The 1565-nt window shown below is 71.3% G+C and carries 2 protein-coding genes; both read left to right on the top strand.

Going from position 1 to position 1565, the window contains the following annotated elements; translation table 11 throughout:
* The first annotated feature begins 41 nt into the window (after positions 1-41).
* On the top strand, positions 42-881 hold the full coding sequence (locus ACFRCR_RS18680) for a PHP domain-containing protein (protein WP_377679684.1): 840 nt from the start codon (positions 42-44) through the stop codon (positions 879-881).
* Positions 882-900: 19 nt separating this feature from the next.
* Entirely contained in the window at positions 901-1527 is a 627-nt protein-coding gene (locus ACFRCR_RS18685; protein ID WP_191789373.1) for a MarC family protein, read from the top strand.
* Positions 1528-1565: the final 38 nt, after the last annotated feature.

Consider the following 1565-nt stretch of genomic DNA (forward strand, 5'->3'; position numbering starts at 1 on the left):
GCGCGACGGGCTGCGACGCGCGCCCTCACTATCCTGAGACGGTGCGCATCGACCTCCACACCCACTCCACGGCGTCCGACGGGACCGACGCCCCGGCGCGGGTCGTGGCGGACGCAGCCGCCGCAGGGCTCGACGTCGTCGCCCTGACCGACCACGACACGACCGCCGGCTGGGCCGACGCCGCCGAGTCCGCCGAGCGCCACGGCATCGCCCTGGTGCGCGGCGCCGAGATCTCGGCCCGCGCCGGGCACGTCTCGGTGCACCTCCTGAGCTACCTGCACGACCCCACCCACCCCGACCTCCTGGCGGAGACCGAGCGCACGCGCGAGGACCGTGTCTCGCGCGCCCGGCGCATGGTCGAGCGGATCGGCGAGGACTACCCGCTCACGTGGGAAGATGTCCTGTCGCAGACGGAGGAGGGGACCACGATCGGGCGGCCGCACATCGCGGACGCCCTGGTGGCCACCGGCCACGTCAGCGACCGCTCGGCGGCATTCGCCACGATCCTGCACCCCGGCACCGGTTACTACGTGCCGCACTACGCACCCGACGTCCTGGACGCCGTGCGCGCGGTGCGCGCGGCGGGCGGCGTGCCCGTCTTCGCCCATCCGGGCGCCGACGGACGAGGACGCGTGGTGCCGGACGTGGTCATCGAGCAGATGACCGACGCAGGACTGCTGGGGCTCGAGGTGCACCACCGCGACCACAGCGCACGGCAGGTTGCCCGCCTCGAGGACATCGCCCACACCCTGGGCCTCCTCGTGACGGGTTCGAGCGACTACCACGGGGCCGGCAAACCGAACCGGCTCGGCGAGAACACGACAGCACCACGAGTGCTGGAGACGATCGAGGAGCTAGGCACGTTGGACGTGATCCGATGACGGCGCGGGCGGTGGTGTCGTGAACGACATCATGGACCTGCGCCTCTTCACCGAGGTGTTCATCACGCTGTTCGTGATCATGGACCCTCCCGGGACGGTCCCCATCTTCCTGGGACTGACCAGCGCCATGGGCGCCAAGCAACGCAACCAGGCCGCCCGGACGGCGATCCTCGTCGCGTTCGGCGTGATCGTGTCGTTCGCGGTCTTCGGCCAGCAGATCCTCAACTACATGGGCATCTCGCTCCCGGCGCTCAAGGCGTCCGGCGGCCTCCTGCTCCTGCTGGTCGCGATGGAGCTGCTGACGGGAAAGATGGAGGAGCCGACGCCGTCGGGCAACAAGGGGGTCAACGTCGCCCTCGTCCCGCTCGGCACCCCGCTCCTGGCCGGGCCCGGTGCGATCGTCGCGACCATGGTCTTCGTCCAGCGCGCCGACGGGTCCGCCGCGGACTGGGTCGCGATCGCGGCCGGCGTCGTCGCCGTGCACCTCACGCTGTTCCTGGCGATGCGCTTCGCGAACGTCATCCACCGCGTCCTGGGCGACTCGGGCACGATCCTCGTGACCCGCATCGCGGGCCTGCTGCTCGCGGCGATCGCGGTGCAGCTCGTCGCGGACGCCGTCACGGCGTTCGTGCAGATGGCGAACTAGCCGCCTCTCGTCGACACGCCCGCGAGACCACCTGGTCT

Origin of the sequence: Oerskovia sp. NPDC056781, assembly GCF_042789955.1 — a bacterium.
GTDB classification, from domain to species: Bacteria; Actinomycetota; Actinomycetes; order Actinomycetales; family Cellulomonadaceae; genus Oerskovia; species Oerskovia rustica.